Source organism: Hylemonella sp. P2_B10, from assembly GCF_056404875.1.
This window is the reverse complement of record NZ_JBFUDE010000001.1, coordinates 1149193-1172389: the sequence shown is the minus strand read 5'-3', so window position 1 is coordinate 1172389 and position 23197 is coordinate 1149193. Positions and strand designations below refer to the sequence as shown.

Here is a 23197-nt window from a genome sequence, read left to right as displayed (position 1 = left end):
CCCTTCCATGAGCGAAACCCCTTCAAACCCCCAAGCGTTGCTGCGCGTCAGCGCCCTGAACCTGCGTGGTCCAGGCGGCAACGCCATCCTGGACCAGGTGTCTTTCGCGTTGGCGCCGGGCCAGGTGCTGGCGCTGGTGGGCGAGTCCGGCAGCGGCAAGACCATGGCCGCGCGCGCCGTGCTGCGCCTGCTGCCCAGCGGCGTCACGGTGGCGGGTGGCGACATCCTGTATGAAGGCCAGTCCGTGGGCGGATTGGGCGACGAGGCCATGCGCCGGCTGCGGGGTGCTGCCATCGGCATGGTGTTCCAGGAGCCCATGGTTTCGCTGAACCCGTCGATGACCGTGGGCGCCCAGTTGGTGGAAGGCCTGCTGTTGCACGAGAAGCTCAAGCCCGAGGCGGCCCGAGCGCGTGCCGAGGACATGCTGCGCCGCGTGCAGATTGCCGACCCGGTGGGCTGCATGGCGTCCTACCCGCACCAGTTCTCTGGCGGCATGCGCCAGCGCATCATGCTGGCCTCGGTGATGCTGCTCAAGCCCAAGCTGCTGATCGCCGACGAGCCCACCACCGCGCTGGACTCGCTGAGCCAGCGCGAGGTGATGGAGATCATGGCCGAGCTGACGCGCACCATGGGCACCGCTGTGCTGCTGGTCACGCACGACCTGCACCTGGTGGCGCGCTATGCCGACCAGGTGGTGGTGCTCAAGCGCGGCCAGCTGATCGAGACCGGCCCCACCGCCCAGGTGCTGAACGCGCCGCGCGACGACTACACCCGCGCGCTGATCGACGCGCTGCCGGTGCGGGTCGATCGCCCGCCGGTGCTTGATGCGCCACCGCTGATCGAGGCACGCAACCTGTCCGTGGCCTACGAAGGCAAGGCCGGCATGTTCAAGCGCGGCGCGCTCAAGCTGGCGGTGGACCAGATGTCGCTGGCCATTCGCCCCGGCGAGGTGGTGGCGGTGGTGGGCGGCTCCGGCTCGGGCAAGACCAGCTTTGGCCGCGCGCTGATTGGCCTGCTGGCGCCCAGTGGCGGGGAACTGCTGTTCCGTGGCCGCCCGGTGACCGGCGCGGACGCCGCACACAAGCGTGCCTACCGGCTGGACTGCCAGATGGTGTTCCAGGACCCGTACTCGTCGCTGGACCCACGCCAGCGCGTGGCCGACATCATTGGCGAGCCGCTGCGCCACGCCACCGAGCCGATGTCGGCCGCCGCCAAGCGTGAGCGCGTTGAGCAGATGCTGGCCGAGGTCGGGCTGGAAGGCTTCGGCCAGCGCTTTCCGCACGCGCTGTCCGGCGGCCAGCGCCAGCGCGTGGCGATAGCCCGTGCGCTGATACGCCGGCCCGCACTGGTCGTGGCCGACGAACCGGTGTCGGCGCTGGACGTGACTATCCAGAAGCAGGTGCTGACACTGTTCCAGAAGCTGCAGGCCAGCCATGGCTTTGCCTGCATTTTCATCTCGCACAACCTGGCGGTGGTGTCCGCCGTGGCCGACCGCATCGTGGTGATGCACCAGGGCAAGGTGATCGAGCAGGGCAGCGTGGCCGACATCTTTGACCGCCCGCAGCACGACTACACCAAGGCGCTGCTGGACGCGGCCTTTGGCGCTGGCGCCAACTCCGACCTTGGCGCCAATGCCAAACTCAACGCGGGGGCGGACGCCACATGCGCGGCCTGACATTGATTGCTGCAGCGCTGTTGCCGCTGCTGGCCCACACCGGGGCGTTGGCCCAGGCGCTGAGCCCGGAGACCCAGCGCTTTCGTGACATCTACAAGGAGCTGGTCGAGATCGACAGTTCGCATTCGGGCGGTGGCACGACGTTGGCTGCGCAGGCCATGCAGCGGCGTCTGCTGAGCGCCGGCTTTGTGCCAGCCGATGCCGAGGTGCTGGAGCCCTTTCCCAAGAAAGGCAACCTGGTCGCGCGTTTCAAGGGCACGGGGCAGAAAAAGCCGCTGCTGCTGCTGGCGCACATCGATGTCGTCGAGGCCAAGCGCGAAGACTGGAAGACCGACCCCTTCAAGCTGGAGGAAAAAGACGGCTACTTCATCGCGCGCGGCGTCATCGACGACAAGGCGATGGCGGCGGCCTACATTTCCATCCTCGCGCAGTTGAAGCGCGAGGGCTTTGTGCCCAACCGCGACATCGTGGTTGCGCTGACGGCGGATGAAGAGCGCGGGGGCTCGCCTTTCAATGGCGCGCGCTGGCTGTTGAAGGAGCGCCGCTCGCTGGTGGACGCCGAGTTCGGCATCAACGAAGGCGGCCGGGGTGAGCTCAAGGCCGGCAAGCCGCTGGTGCACATCATGCAGGTGGGTGAAAAAACCTTCCTCGAGTACGAGATGGAAGCCACTGGCCCGGGCGGCCACAGCGCCCGTCCGACGCCAGACAACACCTTGTACGACCTGGCCGAAGCGCTGGTGAGGCTGCGCAACCACCGCTTTCCGGTCGACCTGAACGACACCACGCTGACCTATTTCCGCCGCAGTGCGCCGCAGCAGGAAGACCCGGCGTTGCGGGCCGACTTCCTCGCAGTGGCCGACGGCAAGCCCAGCGCCGAAGTGATAGAGCGCCTGTCGAACCGCTCCAGCATCATCGGGCTGTTGCGCACCACCTGCGTCGCCACCATGGCCCAGGCCGGCCACGCCACCAACGCCTTGCCGCAGAGCGCCAAGGCCACCATCAACTGCCGCGCCCTGCCGGGGCAGGACGTTGCCGCTGTCACCGCCAAGTTGGAGGAAATTGCCGGGCCCAAGCTGAAGCTGAAGGTCACGACGAGCGGCGAGTCCACGCCGGCGTCACCGTTGAACCCCGAGGTGATGCGTGTGGTCGAGGGCATCACCGCCGACATGTGGCCCGGCGTGCCGCTGGTGCCCACGATGGGCGTCAGCACCACCGATGGCCGCAAGTTTCGGGCGGTGGGTATTCCCATCTATGGCATCTCGGGTCTGTTCGTTGACCCGGAGAACACCGGTGTGCACGGCCTGAATGAGCGCATCGGCGTGCGCCAACTCTACGACGGTCGTGAGTTCATGTACCGCATGGTCAAGGCGCTGGCCAGCAGCCCGCCCTGAATCCGGGGCTCTGGAAAAAAGTCTGCCATGGTTGACGGTGCGCGAGGTGCAGGACCAGGTGCTGGCGAATTTGCGGGGGGATTTGTCCGTGCCGGCACTGGCTCCACTAGCGGGCATGAGCGACAGAACGATTGCGCGCGTCTTGCGCAGCGAGACCCGCTGCCTGGCGGAGGAGTCGGACCTGCCAGCCAAACGGCTGGCAGACATGGTGGGTTACGCCAGTGTGGACGGCTTTCGGCGCGCGTTCACACGTCGCCTGGGGGCCAGCCTGGTGGAATACCGCAAGCGTTTCGCCAACTGACAGCGAAGCGCCGGACGCCCTGCGGGGGCGTCCGTCTGCAGATCAGTAGCTGCGGTTGTAACCGCCGCCGCCGCCGCCGGTGCGGGGAGCGCGGGCTTCCATCGGGCGGGCGATGTTGACGGTCATGTCACGGCCGCCGAAGTTCTTGGCGTTCAGGCCTTGGATGGCGGATTCCGCTTCTGCGGCATTGCCCATTTCCACAAAGCCGAAGCCCTTGGAGCGGCCGGTATCACGTTCCATCATCACCTTGGCGGAGCGCACTTCGCCAAATTGAGAAAATTGTTGTTGGAGGTCTTCGTCACGTACCGAATATGCCAGGTTGCCGACGTACAGTTTGCTGCTCATGATTGAGGCTTTCAGGTTGAGCGCCTGCCCAAAAACGGGCATGGCACGGGTTAAAAACGGGTGGTTAAAAAATGGGTGCCGTCAACGACGGGCACCGTGAGCGGGGGAACCGGTGCGGGGCGGGCGGTTCTCAATGTGGCGGAAAGTGATACGGCCCTTGGTCAGGTCGTAGGGCGACATTTCCAACGTGACCTTGTCGCCGGCCAGCACGCGGATGCTGTGCTTGCGCATCTTGCCGCCGCAATAGGCGATCAATTGGTGGCCATTGTCCAGGGTGACGCGGTAACGCATGTCGGGCAGCACCTCATACACCTTGCCCTGCATTTCAATCAGTTCTTCTTTAGCCATCGAGGCTCCTTGCGCAGCTGGCGATGTGCCAAAGCCGCATGCTTGAACGCGGTACGGACGCAGTGCATCCACCGCAATGGTGAAAAGCTTGCCAAATGGAAAAGTGTGACCACCAGAGCGAACCCGGCCAGCGGGGCGGTGGTTGAGGTGTGCAGCCTTGGGGTGCCGCTGCCCTGTCAAACCTTGTTGTGGCGAAGGTAAGCAATCGCCAACAACCGCAGAATTATACCCTTAATTGCCTCCGCCCGCACTAGCGGCCGTTGGCGCGGGTCAGGCCGAGGCCGCCAGGCCTGCGCGGCTGGGCTGCCCCTTGCGCACGCGCCAGTACAGCCAGCTGGCGATGGACAGGTTCAACAGGTTCCAGCCTATGCCGTTGATGAAGGCCGCGTGGTAGCTGCCGGTGATGTCGAACACCCAACCCGACAACCAGCCGCCCAGGGCCATGCCGATCAGGGTGGCCAGGATGACCATGCCGACCTTGGCCCCCGCCTCCTGTGGCGCGAAATGCTCACGCACGATGATGGCGTAGGCCGGCACGATGCCGCCCTGGAACAGGCCAAACATGGCCGAGATCACATACAGCGGCACCAGGCCGTCATAAGGCAGGAACAACAGCAGCGCGATGCCCTGCAGGGCCGATCCCAGCAGCAGCGTTCGGATGCCGCCTATGCGGTCGCAGATCAGCCCGAACACCAGCCGGCTGACGATGCCGCAGGCCAGCATCAGCGACAGCATCTGGGCGCCACGCGCGGCGCCGAAGCCGAGATCGGTGCAATAGGCCACGATGTGCACTTGCGGCATGGACATGGCCACGCAGCAGGCCACGCCGGCCACAAACAACAGGGCCAGCGCGTGCGAGGGCTGCAGGCCAAAAGGGCGGCTGCGGTCGAACACCGGCGCGTCGGCACTGGTGGGCGCGGTGCTGACCATGGGCGGCCTCTGGCGCATGCGCAGCGCCAGCGCAAACATGCCCAGCCCGCACACCAGGCCCAGCAACATGTAGGTGGGGCGCCAGCCAATGGTGGAAATGCCGTGTTGCACGATGGGTGGCCACAGCGCGCCGGCGACGTAGTTGCCGCTGGCGCAAACCGCCACGGCAATGCCGCGCCGCCGGTTCCACCACAGGGCGGTGTCGGCGAGCAAAGGTGCGAAGGTGGAAGAACTGCCGACAAAGCCCATCAACGCATGCGCCAGGCCGAAGGCCCAGATGCTGCCCGACAGGCCGGCGCCGACAAAGCCCGCGCAGACCGCCAGGGCGCCGACCCACAGCACCGGCATCAGGCCATAGCGGTCGGCCAGCTTGCCGGTCAGCAAACCGCCCAAGCCCAGGCAGACCATCATCAGCGTGTAGGGCAGCGAAGCGGTAGCCCGGCCGATGCCGAACTCCACCTGCACCACAGGCAGCACGACCGACACCACGTACATGCTGCTGTTGCCCAGCACCACCAGGCCCAGTGTGGCCAGCAGGCGCCACAGGGCATGGCGGGAATCGATCAGGGAGGGGTCGGCGGGGGATGACTGCACGCGTTTCAGTCTACCCCATGGCCGTTTGCCGGCGCTGTCACGCGCGTTGCGTGCAGGCCGGGCCGGGCGAGACGCTTAACGGCGCTTGTCGACTTCGGAGCCGATGACGCCGCCGACGACGGCACCGCCCACGGTGCCAATTGGGTTGCCGCCCGTCAGCACGGAGCCGGCCACTGCGCCCACGCCGGCGCCGACCGCCGTGTTTTGGTCATGGCGGCTCATGTTGCTGCAGCCGGTGGTGCCCAGCAGGGCGGCCAGGGCCAGGGTGGCCGTGGCCAGGGTGTGTGTGGTGTTCATGAAATAACCTCTTGAAGTGTTGAAGATTGAAGAAACGGCGTAGCGGCTCATTTCAGCCGCATGTCGTCCTTGACAGACGTCACGCCGCCGACAGAGCGGGCCACGCGCAACGCGGTGTTGACGTTGTCTTGCGAGCTGACAAAGCCGCTGAGCTGCACGCGGCCCTTGAAGGTCTCGACATTGATCTCGGCGGACTTCAGTGCCGGTTCGTTGAAGATGGCGGCCTTCACCTTGGTGGTGATGACGGTGTCGTCCACGTATTCGCCGGTGCCCTCTTGCTTGGGGGACGAGGCGCAGGCGGCCAGGCTGGCCAGGGCCAGGGCGGCGACCAGGGTGGTCAGGTGTTTGTAGGTTGTCATGGTGTGTCCAGTTCGGTGTTGAGAAAAAACAAGGTTGAAGGCGTCGCCCGTGGCGATCTGCCAGTGGGCTGCTTTACAGCGGTGAGCGCCCGCTGATCACGCGCAGCAGCACCATCACGATGGCGACCACCAGCAGGATGTGGATGAATCCGCCCATCGTGACGGAGGTGACCAGGCCCAGCAGCCACAGGATGAGCAGGATGACAGCAATGGTGTACAGCATGCTGGCTCCTTACGTCTTGGCGTGCTTGTCTTGCATCGCCTTTTGCCAGTCGGCCATCTGCTTCTCGGCCTCGTCCTTGGTGATGCCGTAGACCTCTTGCAGCTTGCCGGCCAGTTGCTCGCGCTTGCCGCTCAGCTGTTCCAGCTGGTCGTCGGTGAGCTTGCCCCATTGTTCCTTGGCGTTGCCTTTGAATTGCTTCCAGTTGCCTTCGATGCGGTCCCAGTTCATACGTGTCCTTGGTGTTTGGCGTTCGACCAGAGGCAAGAGCTTCACCGGGGTCCACGTCAATGGGCTGAGAATACGCAGGCTGTACCGCGTGGTCTGTCCGCTGACGGACGTAGGCGCGAGATTGGTTGCCGCAAGGCCGCGCCGCAAAGGGCGGCCGGCGTCAGCCGCCCCAGGTCACGACCATGGCCAGCACCACGGCCGCCATCACGGCGGTGGCCAGCCAGCCCAGCACGCGCAGGCGGCGCTTGATGACGAACGGGCCCATGATGTCGGGGCGCACCGCCATCAGCATCATCACCGCCATGATGGGCACGGCGATGACGCCGTTGATCACCGCCGACCAGAACAGCGCCTTGATCGGGTCCACCGGCGTGAAGTTCAACACCACCCCCAGCAGCGTGGCCAGCGCCACAATGGCGTAGAAGCCGCGTGCCTGCATCGGCTGCAGGCCCAGCCCCATGCGCCAGTGGAAGGTCTCGGCCACCGCGTAGGCCGCCGAGCCGGCCAGCACCGGCACCGCCAGCAGGCCGGTGCCGACGATGCCGGCGGTGAACAGTGCAAAGGCGAAGTCCCCCGCCACCGGCCGCAGCGCCTGCGCGGCCTGGGCCGAGGTCTGGATGTCGGTGACCCCGTGCAGGTGCAGCGTCACCACCGCGGTGAGCATGATGAAGAAGGCCACGATGTTGGAAAACGTCATGCCCACATAGGTGTCGAGCTTGATGCGGCGCAGTTGCGCGCGCGCCTCGGCGGGGGATTTGAGCAGGGGCTCTTCACCCGGCGCGGCGCGTTGCTCTTCCACCTCCTGCGAGGCTTGCCAGAAGAACAGGTAGGGGCTGATGGTGGTGCCGAACACCGCCACGATGGCCACCACGTAGTCGGCCTTGAAGGACAGCGCGGGCAGCAGCGTGCCCACGGCCACGTCACCCCACGGCACCTTGACCACGAACACGGTGGCCACATAGGCCAGCAGCGCCAGCGTGAGGAATTTGAGAAGGGGCGCATAGCGCGGAAACGGCACCCAGATTTGCAGCACCACCGACAAGGCGCCAAAGGCCGCCGCGTACCAGTGGGCCGGGCCGCCCATCAGCAGCGTCAATGCCGCGCCCATGGCGCCCACGTCGGCGGCGATGTTGATGGTGTTGGCCACCAGCAGCAAGCCCACCAGGGTGAACAGCAGCCAGCGCGGGTAATGGCGCTGGATGTTGGCGGCCAGCCCTTCGCCGGTGACCCGGCCTATGCGGGCGCTGACCAGTTGTACGCCCACCATCAGCGGCAGCGTGAAGAAGGTGGTCCACAAGATGCCATAGCCAAAGGCCGCGCCCACCTGCGAGTAGGTGGCGATGCCGCTGGGGTCGTCATCGGCCGCGCCGGTGATCAGACCCGGGCCCAGCCGCGCCCACAGCGACTTGGGCGCTGGGGCTGGCGGGGCGGGTGTTTCCATGCTCACACCCTCAAGTGTGCATCAGGTGCTCAGTTGCGCGGCTCGCCCCGGTTGTTGACGGTGATGGTGGCGCCAGGCTGGCTGGTCATCTGCACCTGGTGCTCCTGGCCGCGGAAGTTGTAGCTCACGTCCCAAAACTCGGGGCGCGCCTGGCTGGGGGTGCTGGCGCAGCGCTGAACGTTTTGGGTGCTCACGCTCTGGCCGCTGTCGCGTCCGGCGTTGGCGCCAATTGCCGCACCTGCCACGGCCCCACCGGCGGTGGCGATGTCCTTGCCCGTGCCGCCGCCCACCTGGTGGCCCAGCACGCCGCCGATCAAGGCGCCGGCCAGCGCGCCGCCAATGTTGGGGCCGCGGTCATTGTTCTGCATCACCTGCTGCTGCTCCACCCAGCAGCGCTGGGTCGGCGGGCCCACCACCGCACGCACGGCGGTCACGTTGGCCTGGAACAGCTGCTCACCCTTGCGGCGGCGGTCGTCGTAGGCCGGCAGCGGTGCGTGCGGCGCGTAGCGGCCGTCATCCACCCAGGCGTCACGCTTGACCTCGCGCACCGAAGAGATGCGGTCGTTCATGCCCATGGCGGCCAGCGAGGGGTAGCGGCCCTTGCGCAGCACCATGCAGCGCCCGCCGAAGCGCACGTCTTCGCAGGCTTCCCAGCGCTCGTTCAACACCACCACCGAGGAGGCGCGGTCGTTGAAGCCGCTGCGGCGGAAGTTGTCCACCGAGCCATTGGCGGTGAAATTGCGGCCCTGGAAGTTGTCGTTTTCGTAGAAGACGATCTGTGCCTGCACGGCCTGGGTACCCAGGGCCAGCGCAGCGGCGGCCAGGGTGGTTCGGATCATGGTGTTCATGGTGTTGTCCTGTTGATGTGGGGCGAGTGTGGCCGGCAGGCAAGGCTGGGCTTGGCCTGCTACCGCACATAAGGGCCAAATAGACCGGCCCGTGCCCTGCGGCGGGCTCCGCCGTCAGCTGCCCAGGAACTCTGGTTGCGCACGGCGAGTGCACCGGTGGGCGGCGTGGCAGCGTCGTCCATTGCCGGCTCCTCGACCGGTGGGGGGCTGCGCCAGCAGGCTGGAAAGGTCTGGCGGGCTTGAAGAAACAGGTTGCGTCATGGCGAACTCCTGTTACGCTGGAAGGAAGTTCGCAAGTGTGCGCGGCCGGTGGCGGATGCCAATGTACAGCAGCGTACAGACTGTTTTCGTGCTTGCTTGCGACAATCAAAGCTTGCCAGCGCAGGGACACGGCCAACCCCTGGCCCTTGTCACCTGCCTTACCCGGTACCCATCCCATGCTCCCAGCGGCAACCAGCGCGGCTGTGGCCTCCAAAGGCCAGGCCGCCGACAGCAGCGCCGAACTGCTGCGCCAGAAGGCGCTGCTGAAAGCCGGCGCGCTGCAGAACGCCATTCTGAACAGCGCCAACTTCTCCATCATCGCCACCGATGAGAACGGCATCATCCAGCTCTTCAATGTGGGGGCCGAGCGCATGCTGGGCTACCAGGCGGCCGAGGTGGTGGACCGAATCCGCCCCAGCGACATCCACGACCCGCAGGAGGTGAGCGCGCGCGCCCAGGCGCTGAGCCTGGAACTGGGCACCACCATCGCTCCCGGCTTCGAGGCGCTGGCCTTCAAGGCCTCGCGCGGCATCGAGGACATCTACGAGCTGACCTACATCTGCAAGGACGGCAGCCGCTTTCCGGCGCTGATCTCCATCACCGCGCTGCGGGACGACTCGGGCGCGTTGATCGGCTACCTGCTGATAGGCACCGACAACTCCGTGCGCAAACAGGTGGAGGCCGCCTTGCACGCGGCCATGGCGACCGCCGACAAGGCCAACCAGGCCAAGACCGACTTCCTCTCCGGCATGAGCCACGAGCTGCGCACGCCGCTCAACGCCATCCTGGGTTTCGCGCAGTTGATGGAAAGCGGCGAGCCTACGCCGGCGCAAAAGCGCAACCTGGACCAGATCCTGAAGGCCGGCTGGTACCTGCTGGAGCTGATCAACGAGATCCTGGACCTGTCGCTGATCGAGTCTGGCCGGGTGATGCTGTCGCATGAGCCGGTGGCGCTGATGGAGGTGATGATGGAGTGCCACGCGATGATCGAGCCGCAGGCGCGCCAGCGCGGCATCACGCTGGTGTTCCCGCGCCTGCGTGCGCCCTGGTTCGTGCAGGCGGACCGCACGCGCGTCAAGCAGGTGCTGATCAACCTGCTGTTCAACGCCATCAAATACAACAAGCCTGGCGGCTCTGTGATGCTGGAATATGAGGAAGGCCCGCAGGGCATGGTGCATATCCTGGTGCGGGACACCGGCATAGGCCTGAGTTCGGCGCAGCAGGCGCAGTTGTTCCAGCCGTTCAACCGCCTGGGCCGGGAGACTGGCGCGGAAGAGGGCACCGGCATAGGCTTGGTGGTGACCAAACGGCTGGTGGACCTGATGGATGGCCGCATGGGCGTGGAGAGCAGCGTGGGCGAGGGCAGCACCTTCTGGGTGGATCTGCCGCGCTGCGTGGCGCCGCAACTGGTCGCCGCCACACTGCCGTCCGTCACTTTGGGCGCACCGGGCCGGCATGGCGGCAACGCGCCGCGCCGCCTGCTGTATGTGGAAGACAACCCGGCCAACCTGGAACTGGTGCGCCAGCTGATCGCGCGCCGCCCCGACTTGCAACTGCTGAGCGCGGCCGATGGCCACAGTGGCGTGGAGTTTGCCCGCAGCCACCAGCCCGCGGTGATCCTGATGGACATCCACCTGCCCGGCATCAGCGGCGTGGAGGCCATGAAGATCCTGCGCGCCGGCCCCGACACCGCGCACATCCCCATCATCGCGCTGTCCGCCAACGCCATGCCCCGCAACGTCGAACAGGGCCTGGCGGCAGGCTTTTCTGATTACCTCACCAAGCCCATTCGCGTGAATGAATTCATGGCCGCGCTGGACCACGCGCTGGCCTTCGCGCTGGCCCACCCCGGCCCGGCCAAAATCGAGCCACTGGAGCCCACACCATGATCACCCCCACCGACATCCTGAACGCCAGCATCCTGATCGTGGACGACCAGGATGCCAATGTCATCCTGCTGGAGAGCATGCTGGCCGAGGCCGGCTACACCCACGTGACAAGCACCATGGTTCCCGCCGACGTCTGCGCGATGCACCGGCAGCAGCGGTTCGACCTGATTCTGCTGGACCTGCAAATGCCGGGCATGGACGGTTTTGAGGTGATGCGCGGCCTGCAGCAGGATTTGCACCAGGAGCGGGAAGCCGGCGGCTACATCCCCGTCATCGTGTTCACGGCCCAACCCGCCCACAAGTTGCGCGCGTTGCAGGCCGGCGCCAAGGATTTCGTCAGCAAGCCGTTTGACCTGCTGGAGGTGAAGACCCGCATCCACAACATGCTGGAGGTGCGCCTGCTGTACAAGCAACTTGCGCGGTACAACCAGCGGCTGGCGGACACCGTGGCCGAGCGCACCGCCGAGCTGCGCGAGAGCGAGGCGCGCTACAAGAGCCTGGCCGAGCTGGCGTCTGATTGGTATTGGGAGCAGGATGCATTGGGCAACTTCACCCGGGTGTCGGGCAGTGTGCTGGACATGCTGGGCCTGCGCGTGGACAACCTCAATGTCGATGACACCGCCGCACTGCCCGCCAGTGGTTGGAACGAGGCCGAACGTGCGGCCCTGCGCGCCAAGATCGAGGCCCGCCAGCCGTTTCTGGATTTTCCCTTTGGCCGCGTGAACGCCGACGGCAGCAAGCAGCAGTTCCGCGTCAGCGGTGAACCCATCTTCGATCCGGCCTGCCGCTTCCTGGGCTACCGGGGCATCGGGGTTGAAGTCGTGCCGGCCCCTGCGCAGAGCTGAACTGGGCCAGCCCCTCATGCCCGCCTTGCACCACACCAATCAGAACGAGTTGCTGGCTGCATTGCCGCAGCCGGCCTACGCGCGCCTGGCGCCCGACCTGGAGCTGGTGGCCATGCCGCTGGGCCAGTTGCTGCACGAGCCCGGCAGGGCGATGACGCACATCTACTTTCCCACCACTGCCATCGCGTCGTTGCACTACGTCAACGAGTCCGGCGCCGCCGCCGAGAGTGCCAGCGTGGGTTGTGACGGCATGGTGGGCGTGGCGCAGGTGCTGGGCGCCGGCACCACCGTCAGCACGGCCATGGTGCACACCGCCGGCCACGGCTACCGGCTGGCTTGCGCTGAAATGCTGCGGGAATTCAACGCGCCCGACGGTGACACCCGGCGCCTGCTGCTGCGCTACGCCATGCTGCTGCTCACGCAGTCCATGCTCAGCGCCGCCTGCAACCGCCACCACACGGTGGAGCAGCAGCTGAGCCGATGGCTGCTGTTCACGCTGGACCGCAAGCGTTCGCGCGATCTGGTGGTGACCCAGGAAATGGTGGCCACCATGCTGGGGGTGCGCCGTGGCGGCATCACCGTGGCGGCTGGCGACCTGCGCGACGCGGGCTACATCCGCTACCGGCGCGGCCACATCGAGGTGCTGCAACGCGAAGGCCTGGAAGGCCGGGCCTGCGAGTGCTATGCGATGGCGAAGCAGGAAGCCCTCAGGCTGCTGCCTTCGGTGGTGGTTCGCGCTGACGAGGTCTGCGCGCTGACCTGATCCGCCAGACCTCAGCCAGACTGCGCACGCCGCCAGGCGGCTGGCGGCTGGCCCACCAGCCGCTTGAACGCACGGGCGAAGGCGGCTTCGGAGTCATAGCCCACCTCTTGCGCCACATCGGCCACCTTGGCATGCCCCTTGCGCAGCAGGCCGGCGCCGAGCTGCATGCGCCAGTTGGTCAGGTATTGCATGGGCGGTTGTCCGGTCAGTTCGACAAAGCGCTCATGCAGCGCCGAACGCGACAGCCCAACCTGCCGGCCCAGTTCGTCCACGCTCCACGGCTCTGCGGGCTTCTCGTGCAGCAGGGCGATGGCCTGCCCGACATGGCGGTCGCGCAGCGCGCCCAGCCAGCTGGCAGACCCCGGCGGCAGGGCGTCCAGAAAACGGCGCGCCGCGTCGACGAACACAAACTCACTCACCCGTTCCAGCACGGCGGCGCTGCCGGCTCGATGCTCGCGTGATTCGGCCACCGCCTGGTCAAGCAACTGCACGGTCCACGGCCCCAGATCACCCGCGCGCAGGTGCAGCAGGTTCGGCATGGCGTTGATCAGCGGGTTGAACGGCTTGGTGTCGCAGGCCACAAAGCCGCACACGATGACGGATTGGGCGTCATCGGTCGGCCCCGGCGCGCCGGGGCGCAGCACGCCACGGTGGTAGACCACCGTGATGGGCTTGGGGTCGTTGCGGGTGGTGAAGCGCCAGTCGCTGTCGTCTTCCTTGACGTTCAGGCCCGGCGCGCTGGAGATCACATGGCCGCCGCCGCGCGGAAACATCACGATGTCGCCGGGCGCCAGGCGCACCGGCGGCTCGCCTTCGGTGGCGGCCCAGCCCTCGCCCCGCGCCATCAGGTGGTAGGCGATGACGTGGTCTGCCCCGGGCATCAGCGCGTCCGCCAGCATGGGGGAGGGCGGCGTCTCGGCCGCCCATTCGCCGTCAAAGCTGACGTAATAGAAGATCGCGCCGCGCAGACGCACGCTGCGCAGCACATCGGACAAGGGGTCGTGGCTCATCGACGGGGTCTCTGCAGGTGGAGCTTGGAGCAAACCGTGCGGCGGCTCGGCAAAGACCGGGCCGGTTGGCGCCCATTCCCGGACGCGCGAGCAAATTTAACCGACGCAAGGTGAAGCGTCAACGCCGCCAAGTTTCCACAATCTCCTGTCGTCGCCATTGCGCGCCGCTCACATCAACCCAACAGGAGGAAACCCCGTGAACGCCATTCTTGAGAAAACAGTCACCCCCGACTTCACCGCCATCAAACAGCGCCAGCAGGCCACCTGGGCCAGTGGCGACTACGCCACCATCGGCACCACGCTGCAGATCGTCGGCGAAACGCTGGCCGAAGCCGCCGATGTGCGCGCCGGCCAGGCCGTGCTGGACGTTGCCGCCGGCAACGGCAACGCCTCGCTGGCCGCCGCCCGCCGCAACGCCGACGTCACCTCCACCGACTACGTGCAGGCGCTGCTGGACAAGGGCCGCGCGCGGGCGCAGGCCGAGGGGCTGGCGATGCAGTTCCAGGTCGCCGATGCCGAGGCGCTGCCTTATGCCAATGCCAGCTTCGACGTCGTGCTGTCCACCTTCGGCGTGATGTTCACGCCCAACCACAAGGCCGCCGCCAGCGAGATGCTGCGCGTCGTCCGCCCCGGCGGCCGCATCGCGCTGGCCAACTGGACCCCCAATGGCTTCATCGGCCGTCTGTTCAAGCTGATTGGTGCGCACGTGCCGCCGCCGGCCGGCGTGCAGTCACCCGCGTTGTGGGGCACCGAGCCGCACATTGTTGAGCTGTTTGGCGCCCAGGCCGTCAAGCTGCAGTGCGAACGCCGCATGTTCAATTTCCGTTACCGCTCGGGGGCGCACTGGCTGCAGGTGTTCCGTGAGCTGTACGGCCCGGTGCACAAGGCCTTTGGCGCGCTGGACACGGCAGGCGCGCAGTCGCTGGAACGCGCCATCCTGGCCCTGATTGACGAGTTGAACGTGGCCGGCCCGGGTTCGATGGTGGTGCCCAGCGAGTATCTGGAAATCGTCATCACCAAGCAGTGAGGCACGCACCATGACGACCCTTTCGACTGACAACCCGCCGCTGTGGCCGGGCCTGGCGCTGCTGGCTGGCGCCGCGGTGCTGGCCAGCCTGGCCGCTTGCGCCAGCACCCTGGCCGAGCTGCCCGTGCCGGCCGCGCTGGACGCCGGCCCGCAGGCGCGTGCGCTGGCCACCCTGTCCGCCACCGGCGTGCAGATCTACGAATGCCGCGCCGAGCCCGGCGCCAACGCACCGGCCTGGGCCTTCGTGGCGCCCGAGGCGGACCTGTTTGACCAGCGCGGCCGCCCCGCCGGCAGCCATGGCGCCGGTCCCCACTGGCTCAGCCTGGACGGCAGCCGCATCGTCGGCAGCGTGAAGTCGCGCGCCGATGCGCCGCAGGCCGGTGCCATCCCCTGGCTGCTGCTCACCACACGCAGCACCGCCGGCAGCGGCACCTTCAGCACCGTTACGCAGATCCAGCGCCTGCGCACCGAAGGCGGTGTGGCGCCCACCAGCGGCTGCACGGCCGGCACCCAAGGGCAACGCACCCGCGTGCCATACCGCGCCGACTACCGGCTGTTCACCAGCGCCTGATCACAGGCGCGTTTGTTCAAACCTGGCTCATCACATTCACCACAGGGAGTTCACATGTTCAAGCAAAAATTTCAGAAATTCCGCGCCGCCGGCATCACGGCGCTGAGCGCCGCCATGCTGGCCAGCCAGGCGCTGCCGGCCCGCGCCGACGTCATCACCGACTGGAACCAGCGCAGCGCGCAATTCGTCACCGAGGCGCGCATGGGCACGCCACCGGCCGTGCGCCTGATGGCGCTGGTGCAGACGGCCGCCTACGCCGCTGCCCGTGATGCGGCCACCGCAGCACCCGCGACGCCTCATGCGGTGGATGCCGCCGTCGCCGCCGCCCACCGCGTGGCGCTGACGCAGCTGCTGCCGGCGCAGAAGGCCGCTATCGACAACGCCTACCAGGCCGCGCTGGCCGGTGTGGCCGACGATGCAGCCCGTGCCCGCTTTGTGGCCGTGGGTGAGCGTGCCGCCCAGCGCGTGCTGGAACAGCGCGCCGACGAGATGCCGCGCACCCCTGACACCTACCGCCCACACACCACGGCAGGCAGCTATGTGCCCACCGCATTGCCAGCCGTGACCCAGTGGCCGGCGCGCAAGCCCTGGCTGCTGGAGCGCGGCGACCAGTTCCGCCCGGCGCCGCCACCGGCGCTGGGCAGCGGGTTGTGGACGCGCGACTACAACGAGATCAAGGCGTTGGGCCTGCGCGACAGCAAACAGCGCACCACCGAGCAGACCGACATCGGCCGCTTCTGGGACTACTCGCTGCCGGCCATCTACCACGGCGTGGTGCGTTCGGTGGCGCTGCAGCCCGGGCGAGACGTGGTGGCGAATGCGCGCCTGTTCGCCACCGTGGCGCAGGCCATGGACGACGCGCTGATCGCCGTGATGGACGCCAAGTACAGCTACAACTTTTGGCGTCCGATCACGGCCATCCGCAATGGCGACACCGACGGCAACGACGGTACCGAGTGCGACCCCAGCTGGCTGCCGATGATTGACACGCCCATGCATCCCGAGTACCCGTGCGCCCACTGCATCCTGGGCGCCACCGTGGCCACCGTGGTGAAGGCAGAGGGCCGTACCCGGCCGCTGCCTGTGCTAAGCACCGCCAGCCCCACCGCGCAGGGCGCAGTGCGCAGTTGGGCCACGCCGGACGACTTCATGCGTGAAGTGGCATCGGCACGCGTCTACGGCGGCGTGCACTACCGCAACTCCACCGAGGTCGGCATGGCCATGGGGCAGCGGATTGGCGAGTGGGCGGTCAGCCGCAGCGCGGCGGCGGGGCAGTGAGTGAAAGGCCGCTGCAAGCGGCCTGGCCTCAGGCCCCCAGCAGCTTGCCGCTGCGGATGATCTTGCTGCCCGACACCCGCCCCAGCGGGTCGCCTAGGCGCACGAAGCGCGCATCCTTGCGCATGTAGACCACGCCGGTGGTGTGGGTGGCGATTTCGGTGCGTTCACCGCTGATGGGGTCGACGATGTGGAACAGCACGTCGCCCGCCTGCACCGTGGCGCCCACGTCCACCATGTGCACCAGCACGCCGCTGACGGGCGCAGTGAACTGCTCGCTGCCGGCCAACGGCGTGGCGGGGGCTGACAGTTCAGGCAATGGCGGCGCGCTGCCTTCCATGTCGCCCTGCTGCGTCAGGTAGTGCAGGATGGCGCGGGCGTCTTGCTCGGCCAGCGGGTGGCTGACGTCGCGCTGGCCCCGGTGTTCCACCGTCACGGCCACGCTGCCGTTGGGGATGGGGAAGCGTGCACCGAATTTCTGCTGCAGTTGAACCCAGGTGCAGCTCAGCGCTTCGTCGAAGGACTGCGCGCCCGAGTCCAACGCCAGCAGTGAGGCTCTTGCACCGATGTAGCGTGCCAACGGCTCCACGGCGGGCCACAGGCCGTCGCTGGTGTACAGGTGCATGGCGGCTTCCTTGGAGCAATGCAGGTCCAGCACCACATCGGCATCGTGCGCCAGCAGCATCAGCCGTTTTTGCAGTGCGGCGATGGCGGTGGTCTCGGGCAGCGCCTGCAGGGCATCGTGCCAGGCGCGGCGAATCACCTGCAGGTTGGCAGCGGCGCTGTTGCCCAGCTTTCCTTCCACGGCGCTGGCGATCTGCCCGGCCAGGAAGGGGAAACCCCGGTTGTAGTTCTGCCCGCTGGCCAGCTCAAAACGCCCCTGCGCGTTGCCCAGCACCGCCTGCGCCAGGCCCAGCGGGTTGGCGCAGGTCAGCAATTGCACCTCGGCGCGCAGGTGGCCTGCGGCTTCCAGCCTGGTGAGCTCTTCCTTCAGGGCCACGGCCACCAGCATGGCGGGAACCTCGTCCGCATGCAGGGCCGCCTGGATGTACACCTTGCGCTGGCCGGTCTGGGCGGCCGGCGGGCCGAACTGGAACACCGTCAACTGGTGGCTGGTGCCCGGCGTGGCCGAGGGCAGGGTGTGGTGCTGGGTGTTCATGTCATCTCGCTGAGCAACAGGGGTTCCTCCGCCGGCCACACGCGGGCGGCGTTGGTGGCTGCGATGTGGCCGAACAGGTCTTTTGGGTCGGCCGGGTTGGCCACCAGGTCCACCTGGCGGCCCAGTTCGCGGCTGCGCGCGGCTTGCCACAGGTAGTTCATGGCCGAGAAGTCCTCTAGCGCGAACCCCACGGAGTCGAACACTGTCACCTCCATCGGGTTGCGCCGGCCGGTGGTTTGCTGCGTCAGCACGCGCCACAGCTCGGTCACCGGGAAATCGGCCGGCATCTGCTGCACATCGCCCTCGATGCGGCTTTGCGGCTCGTACTCCACAAACACCGAGGCGCGGCGCAGCACCTCGGGGTGCAACTCGGTCTTGCCGGGGCAGTCGCCGCCGACGGCGTTGATGTGCATGCCGGGTTCCACCATGTCGGGCGTCAGGATGGTGGCGTAGTTCTTGTCGGCCGTCACGGTGGTGACGATGTCCACGCCCGCCACGGCAGCGGCGGTGCTGGCGTACGAGCGTACCTTCAAGCCTGGCACACCGGACAGGTTTTTCACCAGCTTGGCGGTGGCGCTGGGGTCGGTGTCGTAGGCGTGGATGTCGGTGATGCCCATCAGGTGGTGGAAGGCCAGCGCCTGGAATTCGCTTTGCGCGCCATTGCCTATCAGCGCCATGCTGGTGGCACGGGGCCGGGCCAGCGCGCGCGCCGCCACCACCGAGGTGGCGGCGGTGCGCAGGGCGGTGACCACGGTCAGTTCGCTGATCAGCAGCGGGCGCCCGCTGCTGACCTCGGCCAGCACGCCGAAGGCCATCACCGTGGGCAGGCCGGTGCGGGTGTTCCGGGGGTGGCCGTTGACGTACTTGAAGCTGTACATGCTGTCGTCGGCGATGGGCATCAGCTCGATCACGCCATGGGGTGAGTGGTTGGCGACGCGGGCGCTCTTGTCAAACGCGCTCCAGCGCCGGAAGTCGGCCTCGATCCGCAGGGCCAGCTGGCCCAGCACCACGGGCATGCCCTGTGCGGCGACGATTTTGGCGATGTCGACGGTGGTGAGGAGGATGGTCATGGTGGCTGCCTGCAAGTTGTTGTGGGGATGCAGGCATTGTTGAAGTTGGGCGCGTCAATTGGAATTGTATATTTTGTTCACAAAATGCTTTAACATGTGCATTCTGCCACTGCCACCGCGCAAAACGTCAGAAAGCACACGCACACGCCATGGACGCCCTGGACCAACAACTGCTGGCGCTGCTGCGCGCTGACGCCCGCGCCAGCGTGGCCACACTGGCGCACAAGCTGCAGGTGTCGCGCGCCACGGTGAGCAACCGCATCACCCGGCTGGAGGACAGCGGCATCATCGTCGGCTACACGGTGCGCCTGCGGCCCGATGCGCAGCCGCAAGAGATCTACGCCTGGGCCAGCATCGCGGTGGAGGGCAACCAGACCCGCGCCGTGCTGCGCACGCTGCTGGGCGAGCCGGGTGTGGCCTCGCTGCACGACACCAATGGCCGCTGGGACCTGCTGGCCGAGCTGCGCGCCTCCACACTGGCCGACCTGGCCCAGGTGCTGGAACGGATACGGCTGATCAAGGGCATCAGCGCCACCGAGACCAGCATCCACCTGCAGACCTACAAGATGTAGCGAGGACGGGAGGGGCGGCGACGAGCCACCCCGCCGTTGCTCAGCGCGCGGCCTGGCTGGCTGCCATGCGGGCCTTTGCCGCCTGCGGCCGGCGCAACCACCACAGCCAGGTGCCGCTGATGCCGAAACCCAGCAAGGCCAGCCCGCTGACGGTGGTGAAGGCCAGACCCACAGCACCCGCCAACTTGCCGGCGTGCAGCGGGTAGACCCAGGCCAGCGAGCGCTCGGCCGGCGCCAGCGAACGCCACGGGTCGAGCCGGATGATGGTGCCGCTCTGCGGGTGCAACCACACGCTCGTCAGGCCGTTGGGGTGCGGGTCGTCCGCCAGCTTCTGGCGAATGCGTATCGGCTGCTTGCCATTGGCCGGCAGTGTGATGACGCCGGTGCGGCTGTTGGGGAAAGCCGCCTGCGCGGTGGCCAGCATCTGGTCCAACGTGGCGGCGGGTGAGGGGGGTATTGCGGGTGCGGCGGGTGCTGCGGACTCGGCAGGCGGCGTGGCAGCGTTCGCCGTGGCGGCACCGGCGGCCTTGACCTTGCCTTTGCCGGCATCCGCGAGCTTGGGCGCCTCCAGCGTTTGCGTGCCCGTCAGCTGGTTGATCCATTGCAGCGCCGGGCGGTAGGCCAGCAGGCCGCCGGTGGCCACGCTCACCATCACCCACAGGCCCAGCGTGGCGCCGGCCACGCGGTGCAGGTCGAACAGCGCGCGCAGGCGCGGGCCGTTCAACACCACGGTGAAGGCATTGCGCCAGCGCGCCGGCCACCACAGCAGCAGGCCGCTGACCAGCATGAACAGCAGCGACAAAGCGACCCCGCCTAGGATGGATTTGCCGGTCTTGCCCCACAGCAGCGAGCTGTGCAGCTCGAACAGGCCTTCCAGGTTGAACCCATAGCGCGCGCGCCGGCCGGTCTCCTGGCCGGTGTAGGGGTCCAGCCACAGCTTGCCTTCCCAGCCGGTCTCGCCGCGCACCAGCACCTCCATGGCCTGGTTGGGCGCGTCGGTCGGGTACAGCGACAGGCTCTGGCCGGGCAGGGTCGTTCGCAGCGACTGGCGCAATTGCTCCAGCGGCAGCGCAACGGCGCGGGGCTGCACCTGGTGCAGCCCCGTGTTCAGATGTTCATCCAGCGGTTCGGCTGCCAGCATCAGCACACCGGTAAGGGCGTTCAGCACCAGCACAATGCCAGCACTGAACGCGATCCACCGATGAACTTTAAGCAGCGGAGCCCGCCAATTGCGGGGCAGGGGCATCAGAAGTCAAACGTGGCCGAGAAGCGTATGGTACGCGGCAACGCATACGAGATCAGCGGGTTGGCGGTGCTGGTGTCCGCCGCCGACCAGTAACTCTTGTCGGTGGCGTTGTCGATGTTGACCTGGATCACCGTGGGCACGCTGCCCAAGGCCGTCTTGTAGCGCGCGCCCAGCGACAGCGTGGTCACCGCCGGCAGGAACACGTTGTTGGTGTTGGACACCGGGCGTTCGCCGGTGTAGTACAGCGCGGCGTTGATCCCCAGGCCGGGCACCGAGTCGAGGCGGTATTCGCCAAACAGGCTGGCGGTCTGCTTGGCGGTGTTGCCGGGTATCTTGCCCTGCACGTTGCTGGCGCCGGTGGTGGAGTCGCGGGTGATTTTCGGGTCCATCACCATCGCCGAGGCCACGAAGCCGAAGTTCTTGCCGATCTCGCCCGAGGCGGCGAATTCCAGCCCGCGGAACTGCACCTCGCCGTTCTGGGTCTGGATCAGCCAGGTGCTGGGCGCGCTGGTGGGGTTGCCGGGAGGCGCAGTGGAGCCGGGGGGCGCCGGCTCGCTGGTGGTCTGCGCCCGGCGGATGTCGAAGTAGGCCAGCTGGAACAGCGTGCCGCCGGGCAGCTGGATCTTGCCGCCCAACTCGTTCTGCGTCGTCTCGGCCGCTGGCAGCAGCGCGCCCGAGTTGGAGAAGGTGTTGCCCACGTTGGTGCCGGCCTCCAGGCCCTTCAGGCGGCTGGCGTACAGCGACGAATCCGGCGTGGGCTTGAAGATGACCGAGAAATTGGGGCTGTTCTGCGTCGTCTTGTAGCGCGGCGTGGCCACCACCGGGTCGGTCTGTCCGCTGTCGTAGTCGGTGCGGCGCAATCCCACCATCACGTGCCATTGCTGCGACAGGATGATGCGGTCCACCGCGTACATGCCTTCGTCAATGATGGTGGTGACCTGCGGGCCATTGGGTGCCACCTGCAGCTGCAGCGGCACGGGGATGGTGTTGTACAGGTTCTGCGGCACGTTGCGGGTGGACGTAACGGCGCAGGCAGCCGAGATGGCCGAGCAGCCCCAGGACTGCACCAGCGTGCCGCGGGTGTCCTGGGTGCGGGTGTTGCGCGTCCAGCCGAAGCTCAGCTCGTGCGCGATGGGGCCGGTTTCCACGCGGCCCGACACGTCGATGCGGCCGTTGTCATTGTTGTAGGAGGAGCCGCTGTTGAAGTTGCCGAACACGCGGCCCACGCCGGTGGTGTAGCCGCTGATGTCGTTGAAGGCGAACTGCGTGAACTGGCGGTCACGCGTGGCGCGCACCTGGCCGTACTCCATCGTCAGGTTCCAGTTGTCGGCAAAACCCCAGTCCATGCGCAGCAGCGCGTTGTCGGCGATGCCTTCGGTCTGCGCCCATTGGCCGGCCAGGTTGGTGCGGTTGTTGGGCACGGCCGGCAGCACGGTGGCCGTGCCAATCAACTGCACGGCGGCCTGCTCGGTGGCCTTCTTGCTGTAGTGCTCCAGGTCCACCTTGAAGGTCAACGCGTCGGTGGCGCGGAAGTCGAACGCGGCGGCCAGCAGCGAACGCTTGCCCTCATAGTTCAGCAGGCCGGGGGCGTCCTTGCCGTCCAGCACGTTGAAGCGGATGCCGAAGCGGTCGTTGTCGCCGAAGCGGCGGCCCAGGTCCAGGCCCAGCGTGTAGGCACCCCACTGGTTGGCGCTGCCGTACACCGTGGTCACCGGCTTGGGGCCGGCGCGCTTCATCTCGAAGCTGACGATGCCGGCCGGCGGCACCATGCCGTAGTACATGGAGGAGGCGCCCTTGAGCACCTCGACACGTTCCTTGTCTTCCATCGGGATGGGCACCAGCGCGATCAGCGGCAGCGAGCCGTCCAGCCGGTAGGAACTGCGGTTTTCCATCGCAATGCCGCGCACCGCCAGGTTGTCGTAGAAGGAGGAGCCCAGCTGCGCGCGCGTCACGCCGGCGGTGTTGCGCACCGCGTCCATCACCGAGCTGGCGCCCTGGGCGTCCAGCACGTCGCGGGTGATGACGCTGTTGGTCAGCGGCACGTCGGTGGGCTTCTGGTCGCGGAAGGCGCCCACGCCGACCACGTTGGATGCAAAACCGTTGGCGCGCTGGCCGGTTACCACCACGGTGGACAGCTGGCTGACGTCGGATTTCTTCTCAGCGTCGGTGGCGGCTGTGCTTTGTGCATGGGCCAGTGGCAGGCAAGCCAGCAGGCACACGGCCGCTGCGCAGGGGGTCAGGCTGAATGAGCGAGTTGGTTTCATGGGGCACTCCGGGAGGGTGGTTTGTGGACTTGGATGTGGGGAGCAGAAAGGGGGTAATTCAGAGGCAAGGGTTGAATCCGAATTAAGTGTATTATTTATTCACATAAAACACAATCATGAATTTTTCATGATCGGAGCGGAAAAACCCTGAACCGCCGCAGATGCTGGCTGATCAGGTGGATGGCGGCCGGTTTTGGCTGTCTTTCGGGCACCCGCAGGCACACTGTATTCCTCACCCGTTCCCATGCAAGAAGCGGACCCCAGA

Annotated in this window: 24 protein-coding genes; 10 read left to right on the top strand and 14 right to left on the bottom strand. The window is 67.1% G+C overall.

The genetic code is table 11. From position 1 onward, the window contains the following. The first annotated feature begins 7 nt into the window (after window positions 1–7). From AC1DX2_RS05590 to AC1DX2_RS05580, 3 genes are all read left to right on the top strand, one after another. Window positions 8–1675 (top strand): ABC transporter ATP-binding protein, encoded by a 1668-nt coding sequence (locus AC1DX2_RS05590; protein WP_477195293.1) that lies wholly within the window; start codon window positions 8–10, stop codon window positions 1673–1675. Beyond that, window positions 1663–3066, top strand: coding sequence for a M20/M25/M40 family metallo-hydrolase (locus tag AC1DX2_RS05585; RefSeq protein WP_477195292.1), 1404 nt, complete (start codon window positions 1663–1665; stop codon window positions 3064–3066). Before AC1DX2_RS05590 ends, AC1DX2_RS05585 begins: the two co-directional genes overlap by 13 nt. A 115-nt stretch (window positions 3067–3181) precedes the next feature. Further along, a complete protein-coding gene (locus AC1DX2_RS05580; protein ID WP_477195291.1) occupies window positions 3182–3367 on the top strand; it encodes a hypothetical protein in 186 nt (61 codons plus the stop codon). A 42-nt stretch (window positions 3368–3409) separates the two neighbouring features. Here the strand turns inward: AC1DX2_RS05580 and AC1DX2_RS05575 are convergent, their stop codons facing one another. From AC1DX2_RS05575 to AC1DX2_RS05535, 9 genes are all read right to left on the bottom strand, one after another. After that, the gene (locus AC1DX2_RS05575) at window positions 3410–3712 is read right to left on the bottom strand and encodes an RNA recognition motif domain-containing protein (RefSeq protein WP_477195290.1); all 303 of its coding nucleotides are present in this window, start codon (window positions 3710–3712) and stop codon (window positions 3410–3412) included. Window positions 3713–3793: 81 nt separating this feature from the next. Continuing rightward, window positions 3794–4060: a translation initiation factor IF-1 gene (gene infA / locus AC1DX2_RS05570; RefSeq protein WP_477195289.1), complete on the bottom strand. Its 267-nt coding sequence runs from the start codon at window positions 4058–4060 to the stop codon at window positions 3794–3796. A 270-nt stretch (window positions 4061–4330) separates the two neighbouring features. Further along, entirely contained in the window at window positions 4331–5584 is a 1254-nt protein-coding gene (locus tag AC1DX2_RS05565; protein ID WP_477195288.1) for an MFS transporter, read from the bottom strand. Between the two features lie 75 nt (window positions 5585–5659). After that, window positions 5660–5881 (bottom strand): glycine zipper 2TM domain-containing protein, encoded by a 222-nt coding sequence (locus AC1DX2_RS05560; protein WP_477195287.1) that lies wholly within the window; start codon window positions 5879–5881, stop codon window positions 5660–5662. A gap of 47 nt (window positions 5882–5928) precedes the next feature. Further along, window positions 5929–6240 carry a BON domain-containing protein gene (locus AC1DX2_RS05555; RefSeq protein WP_477195286.1) on the bottom strand — a complete coding sequence of 104 codons (312 nt, stop codon included), beginning with the start codon at window positions 6238–6240 and terminating at the stop codon, window positions 5929–5931. Between the two features lie 73 nt (window positions 6241–6313). After that, a complete protein-coding gene (locus AC1DX2_RS05550; protein ID WP_477195285.1) occupies window positions 6314–6463 on the bottom strand; it encodes a lmo0937 family membrane protein in 150 nt (49 codons plus the stop codon). 9 nt (window positions 6464–6472) lie between these two features. After that, a complete protein-coding gene (locus tag AC1DX2_RS05545) occupies window positions 6473–6691 on the bottom strand; it encodes a CsbD family protein (protein ID WP_477195284.1) in 219 nt (72 codons plus the stop codon). A gap of 160 nt (window positions 6692–6851) precedes the next feature. Continuing rightward, the gene (locus AC1DX2_RS05540) at window positions 6852–8132 is read right to left on the bottom strand and encodes an NRAMP family divalent metal transporter (protein WP_477195283.1); all 1281 of its coding nucleotides are present in this window, start codon (window positions 8130–8132) and stop codon (window positions 6852–6854) included. A gap of 29 nt (window positions 8133–8161) precedes the next feature. Continuing rightward, window positions 8162–8980 carry a beta/gamma crystallin-related protein gene (locus tag AC1DX2_RS05535; RefSeq protein WP_477195282.1) on the bottom strand — a complete coding sequence of 273 codons (819 nt, stop codon included), beginning with the start codon at window positions 8978–8980 and terminating at the stop codon, window positions 8162–8164. A 437-nt stretch (window positions 8981–9417) separates the two neighbouring features. Here AC1DX2_RS05535 and AC1DX2_RS05530 point away from each other — a divergent pair, with 437 nt between their 5' ends. From AC1DX2_RS05530 to AC1DX2_RS05520, 3 genes are read left to right on the top strand one after another with little or no spacing between them, the layout of a single operon-like run. After that, window positions 9418–11130 carry a PAS domain-containing hybrid sensor histidine kinase/response regulator gene (locus tag AC1DX2_RS05530; protein ID WP_477195281.1) on the top strand — a complete coding sequence of 571 codons (1713 nt, stop codon included), beginning with the start codon at window positions 9418–9420 and terminating at the stop codon, window positions 11128–11130. Continuing rightward, window positions 11127–11975 carry a response regulator gene (locus AC1DX2_RS05525; protein ID WP_477195280.1) on the top strand — a complete coding sequence of 283 codons (849 nt, stop codon included), beginning with the start codon at window positions 11127–11129 and terminating at the stop codon, window positions 11973–11975. The genes AC1DX2_RS05530 and AC1DX2_RS05525 overlap by 4 nt, the downstream gene beginning before the upstream one ends. Before the next feature lie 16 nt (window positions 11976–11991). Further along, window positions 11992–12738, top strand: a complete 747-nt coding sequence (locus AC1DX2_RS05520) for a Crp/Fnr family transcriptional regulator (protein WP_477195279.1) — start codon at window positions 11992–11994, stop codon at window positions 12736–12738. 11 nt (window positions 12739–12749) lie between these two features. Here AC1DX2_RS05520 and AC1DX2_RS05515 read toward each other — a convergent pair whose 3' ends face one another. Next, window positions 12750–13748, bottom strand: a complete 999-nt coding sequence (locus AC1DX2_RS05515) for an AraC family transcriptional regulator (RefSeq protein ID WP_477195278.1) — start codon at window positions 13746–13748, stop codon at window positions 12750–12752. A 196-nt stretch (window positions 13749–13944) separates the two neighbouring features. Between AC1DX2_RS05515 and AC1DX2_RS05510 the strand changes: the two genes are divergently transcribed. The 3 genes from AC1DX2_RS05510 to AC1DX2_RS05500 are packed head-to-tail and all read left to right on the top strand — an operon-like array spanning window position 13945 to window position 16624. Continuing rightward, a complete protein-coding gene (locus tag AC1DX2_RS05510; RefSeq protein ID WP_477195277.1) occupies window positions 13945–14775 on the top strand; it encodes a class I SAM-dependent methyltransferase in 831 nt (276 codons plus the stop codon). Window positions 14776–14785: 10 nt separating this feature from the next. Beyond that, the gene (locus tag AC1DX2_RS05505) at window positions 14786–15346 is read left to right on the top strand and encodes a DUF3455 domain-containing protein (RefSeq protein WP_477195276.1); all 561 of its coding nucleotides are present in this window, start codon (window positions 14786–14788) and stop codon (window positions 15344–15346) included. Between the two features lie 54 nt (window positions 15347–15400). Then, a complete protein-coding gene (locus AC1DX2_RS05500; RefSeq protein WP_477195275.1) occupies window positions 15401–16624 on the top strand; it encodes a vanadium-dependent haloperoxidase in 1224 nt (407 codons plus the stop codon). Window positions 16625–16652: 28 nt separating this feature from the next. On the opposite strand, the gene AC1DX2_RS05495 is transcribed toward AC1DX2_RS05500, so the two are convergent. Continuing rightward, window positions 16653–17780 (bottom strand): succinylglutamate desuccinylase/aspartoacylase family protein, encoded by a 1128-nt coding sequence (locus AC1DX2_RS05495; protein WP_477195274.1) that lies wholly within the window; start codon window positions 17778–17780, stop codon window positions 16653–16655. After that, entirely contained in the window at window positions 17777–18850 is a 1074-nt protein-coding gene (locus AC1DX2_RS05490) for an ornithine cyclodeaminase (protein ID WP_477195273.1), read from the bottom strand. The genes AC1DX2_RS05495 and AC1DX2_RS05490 overlap by 4 nt, the downstream gene beginning before the upstream one ends. Before the next feature lie 149 nt (window positions 18851–18999). Here AC1DX2_RS05490 and AC1DX2_RS05485 point away from each other — a divergent pair, with 149 nt between their 5' ends. Next, window positions 19000–19422 carry an Lrp/AsnC family transcriptional regulator gene (locus tag AC1DX2_RS05485; RefSeq protein ID WP_477195272.1) on the top strand — a complete coding sequence of 141 codons (423 nt, stop codon included), beginning with the start codon at window positions 19000–19002 and terminating at the stop codon, window positions 19420–19422. A gap of 40 nt (window positions 19423–19462) precedes the next feature. Here the strand turns inward: AC1DX2_RS05485 and AC1DX2_RS05480 are convergent, their stop codons facing one another. Both AC1DX2_RS05480 and AC1DX2_RS05475 read right to left on the bottom strand, forming a co-directional pair. Continuing rightward, window positions 19463–20668, bottom strand: a complete 1206-nt coding sequence (locus tag AC1DX2_RS05480; protein WP_477195271.1) for a PepSY-associated TM helix domain-containing protein — start codon at window positions 20666–20668, stop codon at window positions 19463–19465. After that, window positions 20668–22932 carry a TonB-dependent siderophore receptor gene (locus tag AC1DX2_RS05475; protein ID WP_477195270.1) on the bottom strand — a complete coding sequence of 755 codons (2265 nt, stop codon included), beginning with the start codon at window positions 22930–22932 and terminating at the stop codon, window positions 20668–20670. Before AC1DX2_RS05475 ends, AC1DX2_RS05480 begins: the two co-directional genes overlap by 1 nt. Between the last annotated feature and the right edge of the window lie 265 nt (window positions 22933–23197).

Excerpts from the sequence above, each read along its gene's own strand:
- AC1DX2_RS05590 (WP_477195293.1), top strand. The coding sequence starts at position 8 with ATGAGCGAAACCCCTTCAAACCCCCAAGCGTTGCTGCGCGTCAGCGCC.
- AC1DX2_RS05585 (WP_477195292.1), top strand. The coding sequence starts at position 1,663 with ATGCGCGGCCTGACATTGATTGCTGCAGCGCTGTTGCCGCTGCTGGCC.
- AC1DX2_RS05580 (WP_477195291.1), top strand. The coding sequence starts at position 3,182 with ATGAGCGACAGAACGATTGCGCGCGTCTTGCGCAGCGAGACCCGCTGC.
- AC1DX2_RS05575 (WP_477195290.1), bottom strand. The coding sequence starts at position 3,712 with ATGAGCAGCAAACTGTACGTCGGCAACCTGGCATATTCGGTACGTGAC.
- infA (WP_477195289.1), bottom strand. The coding sequence starts at position 4,060 with ATGGCTAAAGAAGAACTGATTGAAATGCAGGGCAAGGTGTATGAGGTG.
- AC1DX2_RS05560 (WP_477195287.1), bottom strand. The coding sequence starts at position 5,881 with ATGAACACCACACACACCCTGGCCACGGCCACCCTGGCCCTGGCCGCC.
- AC1DX2_RS05555 (WP_477195286.1), bottom strand. The coding sequence starts at position 6,240 with ATGACAACCTACAAACACCTGACCACCCTGGTCGCCGCCCTGGCCCTG.
- AC1DX2_RS05550 (WP_477195285.1), bottom strand. The coding sequence starts at position 6,463 with ATGCTGTACACCATTGCTGTCATCCTGCTCATCCTGTGGCTGCTGGGC.
- AC1DX2_RS05545 (WP_477195284.1), bottom strand. The coding sequence starts at position 6,691 with ATGAACTGGGACCGCATCGAAGGCAACTGGAAGCAATTCAAAGGCAAC.
- AC1DX2_RS05540 (WP_477195283.1), bottom strand. The coding sequence starts at position 8,132 with ATGGAAACACCCGCCCCGCCAGCCCCAGCGCCCAAGTCGCTGTGGGCG.
- AC1DX2_RS05535 (WP_477195282.1), bottom strand. The coding sequence starts at position 8,980 with ATGAACACCATGATCCGAACCACCCTGGCCGCCGCTGCGCTGGCCCTG.
- AC1DX2_RS05530 (WP_477195281.1), top strand. The coding sequence starts at position 9,418 with ATGCTCCCAGCGGCAACCAGCGCGGCTGTGGCCTCCAAAGGCCAGGCC.
- AC1DX2_RS05525 (WP_477195280.1), top strand. The coding sequence starts at position 11,127 with ATGATCACCCCCACCGACATCCTGAACGCCAGCATCCTGATCGTGGAC.
- AC1DX2_RS05520 (WP_477195279.1), top strand. The coding sequence starts at position 11,992 with ATGCCCGCCTTGCACCACACCAATCAGAACGAGTTGCTGGCTGCATTG.
- AC1DX2_RS05515 (WP_477195278.1), bottom strand. The coding sequence starts at position 13,748 with ATGAGCCACGACCCCTTGTCCGATGTGCTGCGCAGCGTGCGTCTGCGC.
- AC1DX2_RS05505 (WP_477195276.1), top strand. The coding sequence starts at position 14,786 with ATGACGACCCTTTCGACTGACAACCCGCCGCTGTGGCCGGGCCTGGCG.
- AC1DX2_RS05500 (WP_477195275.1), top strand. The coding sequence starts at position 15,401 with ATGTTCAAGCAAAAATTTCAGAAATTCCGCGCCGCCGGCATCACGGCG.
- AC1DX2_RS05495 (WP_477195274.1), bottom strand. The coding sequence starts at position 17,780 with ATGAACACCCAGCACCACACCCTGCCCTCGGCCACGCCGGGCACCAGC.
- AC1DX2_RS05490 (WP_477195273.1), bottom strand. The coding sequence starts at position 18,850 with ATGACCATCCTCCTCACCACCGTCGACATCGCCAAAATCGTCGCCGCA.
- AC1DX2_RS05485 (WP_477195272.1), top strand. The coding sequence starts at position 19,000 with ATGGACGCCCTGGACCAACAACTGCTGGCGCTGCTGCGCGCTGACGCC.
- AC1DX2_RS05480 (WP_477195271.1), bottom strand. The coding sequence starts at position 20,668 with ATGCCCCTGCCCCGCAATTGGCGGGCTCCGCTGCTTAAAGTTCATCGG.
- AC1DX2_RS05475 (WP_477195270.1), bottom strand. The coding sequence starts at position 22,932 with ATGAAACCAACTCGCTCATTCAGCCTGACCCCCTGCGCAGCGGCCGTG.